The 3,728-nt window shown below is 62.7% G+C and carries 2 protein-coding genes; both read right to left on the bottom strand.

The features are described 5' to 3' along the window. On the bottom strand, nt 1-2,443 hold a 2,443-nt coding region (locus VEY12_12945), incomplete at its 3' end, for an ATP-binding protein (protein ID HYM41028.1). A 152-nt stretch (nt 2,444-2,595) separates the two neighbouring features. Then, nucleotides 2,596-3,618: a zinc ribbon domain-containing protein gene (locus VEY12_12940; GenBank protein HYM41027.1), complete on the bottom strand. Its 1,023-nt coding sequence runs from the start codon at nt 3,616-3,618 to the stop codon at nt 2,596-2,598. Nucleotides 3,619-3,728 lie beyond the last annotated feature (110 nt).

Here is a 3,728-nt window from a genome sequence, read left to right as displayed (position 1 = left end):
TCATCTGCATCAGGGTGCCGAGCTCGATGCCGTGGGGGTGCGGCGGGATTTCCTTGGTTTTCGGCGGTAACTCTTCCGTGGCCCGCTCGAACACAATGGGGTCCCCCTCAGGCGGTTTGTAGGTGATCCGCGCGTGCGGGTTCACGATGGCCGTGGCCTTCAGGTATTCAAGGATCGATTGCTTGCCGCCGACATATCGTCCCTTAAGAGGAATTTCCACTCGGGTACCATGGGCGCGCTCCCATACGACGCGGTCTTCGCGCACCTTCGAAGGGAGGTTCCTCTTCGTGTCCACAATGAGTTCGACATAGTAGGCCGTGTCTTCCTCCTCAATCTTGGACGTAACCTTGGTGGCCTTTCCTGTCGTCACCTGACCGTACATTACCGCACCGGAGATTCCGAGGCCTTGCTGGCCGCGACTGTTCTTGACGAAGAGGGGCCCATGGTCCCCCGCCACGAAGTTCTCGTCCATTCCATCGCCGGGAACGGACAAATCGTAGACCCATTCCGGCGTGATGACCGATTCGACGGATTCTACGCGTGCAAATGCCAGGTCGGTCGTGCCGAACCATTCTACCGCGGATGCGGCGGCCAGCACCTGCAGGGCGGTTTCCGTGGGCCGGTTAGACGCGTCGATATAGCCCTTCGCCCGGAGTGCGAAATCGAAGCGTCCCCGGCGCCGTGGCACGGGACGCCCCTCCAAACGGTCCAGGTAGTTCTGCGCGAATCGAAGGTTCGCTCCCACAAAGGCGCTAAGGCCACCCGCCCGGCTAGCAACCACGCGCGAGCGCTGGGTTCGGATCCCCGGCCCCGTCTGTCCGGTGGGAAACCTCCGATACTTATTCGATGACAACCGTCTCTTCAGGGGAAATTCCGGAAGCACGCGGAGATCCTCCCCAAACACGGAGACGCGGTGCCCCCGCTTTGGGCGGCGACCGAGGCTGCCTCCGTTGACTTCCTTTACGCTGGCCGCGACGCCTTCCATCCGCCAGAGGTACGCGAGTTCGTTGGCTAGGCGCGGACTGATCGTGGAGTAATCGAGTTGGTTGCCCGGATGAGCGTTGGAACCGTCCCCCGTAATCATGCCCACCATGAACGCGCGTCGAATGGCTCGGGGCGCGCGGAAGATGAATTCGGGGACATGCTTCGCAATCGCGCCAGACCCGCACCAACGGCGCAAGAGTAGACAGATGACATCGCTGTAGAACGAAATGCGGAGGCTGTTTTTTCGGGTCCACATCTTCGTGCGCACGTGGAACGTTTCTCGCAGGATCCGTTCGGCCCGCGCTGCAACATGTTCCTCATGGAGACCCAGCGTGAGAGCTCCTTGCCGTGCGCCAGCGTGGCCCTCGGCCACGTACAACCCGAGTAACCATGCAAGATCCTTCGAGAGGGTTGCCTCGGCAGGTACATCGAGCGGTCGGCCGGTCCCCGTCTGGTAGGTCCTCAACCTGGTCCCGAGGAGTTCGCTCTGCAAGCGGGTCGCGAGGACGAACCAGAGCGGCAGAAACTTCCGATTGCGGTAAGAGGCTCGGAAGTTCTCGACCGGGATTGCCACATTTCGGTAGACGTAGAAGTACTGGAGCTTCTTCGACCGCGGGTCAATCCGTTGGCGTATTTTCGGACTTGACTCGATCTCCGCCAGGATCCGGTCGGAGACACCGTACACGTACCAACGGTGACCCACCGCCAGGCCCTGTGGGATGTGCTCCATGAGGTTGAGGCTCAGGGCGCGAGAGTCCTCCGGAACCTCAGGGAGCGAGCGGGGCGTCAGGACGTAGTCCCCAGGACGCAATCGCCCGGCCTCCACATGATGGAGACCTTTCACGGCATCGAAGGAGAAGAGACTGTGGTTCGCGGTAACGCGCACCTGCCCACCATGGTCGAGGCCGATTCGGACTACGGGGTGCGCCGTGCGATGTCGTATGATGTGGGTGACAGGCTGCCATCGGACCCGCCCCGTGGTTCTGGAGAAACAAGGGGCTAGCATCCCCTCGGGGAGAGGGATGGCGCCCTCCTCGCCCTCCTCGAAGAACCGTTCGCCTAGGGTCCCGATTGGCGCGAGGGTGGCTCGCCCACTCCGGAGGAGGAAGACAGGTTCGGACGGATGCAGGCTTTGCCTGCGGGAGTGGAACCGCGATCCGTAGAGCAGCCGTCCGAAGACATTCGGCACCTCGCGCTTCACGATGCCCGGACCGTTGTCTTCGATGATTACTAGGAACTCATCCTTGTCGACCTTGCGAACCTCCACGAAGATGTCTGGCAGAATATCCGCATCCGCGGCGGCATCCGCGCTGTTGTCCACGCCCTCCTTGACCACGGTCAGCAGGGCCTTCGTCGGCGAGTCGTAGCCGAGGATCTGTTTGTTCCGTTCGAAGAACTCGGAGACGCTGATCTCGCGCTGCTTCTTCGCCAGCTCTTCCGCTATCGAGGTCGCGGGCATAGAATCACGGTGCGTGGCAGGGAGTGCCCGTGGGCGTTCCCATCCCGGGTCGGCATACCGGGCATGCGTACATAAGGTTTAGGGGGCGAGCGTCGGCCCACACCATGAAGGAGCTCGGGAGGGATGGATGAAAGTGGCAAACCCCGTGACGACTAGTCCTCGAAGACCGCGCCGCACTTCGGGCACTTCGTGTCCGCATCCGTGACGTCCGCCCCGCAGTTCGTGCACGTAAAGGCGGCCACCTTCCGCGATTTCTCGCGCGTGGGAGCGGGGGGCTTCGCGGTCGCATCCTTGACCGCGACCTCGCCTTCCTTGGCGCCCTCCTTCTTGAGGTCGAGCTTCTCTCCGCGCGCCTGGATCATGCGCTCCCGGAGGCGCCGCGTACGAATCGTGTACCAGTACATGAACAGGATGACGAAGTAGAAGGAGGCCGGATAGATCATGAACTCGCCGATGGAGACGAGCCAGATCCCGTAGAAGTTGCTCCAGGGCGCGAGGACGGGGGCCAGGACCGGGGAGGAGAACGTCTGGTTGCCTCGGCCGTCGCTCGCGAAGAACTGGAACGCGTAGACGTTCGTGTCGAGGGGTCGCCAGGCGACGTACCACGTACCGTTCGTCGCATTGCGCGACGAGTCCTTGACCATGGGGATGGGCGAGAGCAGGTTGTCCGAGAGGCCCGCCAGCTCGGACATGTTCAGGTATACGCTCGCCCGCGAGAGGTTGGCGCCCGGGCCCTGTTTCAGGCGGACGTGGAAGGCGTACGTCGCGTTCGCCGAGGGCGCGTTGAAGGGGTCCACGGTGCCGTTCCAGAGGGTGATCGCGGGGAGGCGCGCCGCGGGCGTCGCGGGGTCGACCCCGCTGGACAGATTGGGCTTGCCCTGGCCCACGACCGCCTGGGTCTGGAGCGCCGCGATGAGGATCAGCGCGATGACCAGGACGGGGACGATGTACAGGGCGAGGCGTTTCATCCTCCGTTCGCCGAGCCAGTACGGGATCACGAAGACGGTCACGGGGGGCAGGATGATCCCGAGGCACACCCCGATGCCGCCGATCGTGGTGAACTGGAAGAGCCCGACCGCGACGAGCCCGAGGACGATCACAAGGAGGACGTTGAACCACTCCGTCTTGCGGAATGCCTCCAGTTTCTTCAGGATCGCAGGGGCGGAAAGGTCCACCGAACGCGAGCGATGCGGCCTTTTCGATAAATAGTTATGCGCAGAGCTTCCCGCAATCCTTTCGCTCTCAGGAGTCGCGGCCTAAGATTCTTATGTGTCTAGCAACCCCC

The sequence above is a fragment of the Thermoplasmata archaeon genome (assembly GCA_035632695.1).
Classification (GTDB): Archaea; Thermoplasmatota; Thermoplasmata; order RBG-16-68-12; family RBG-16-68-12; genus RBG-16-68-12.
Note: the sequence above shows the minus strand (reverse complement) of the source record. Positions and strands in the feature narration are given on the sequence as shown.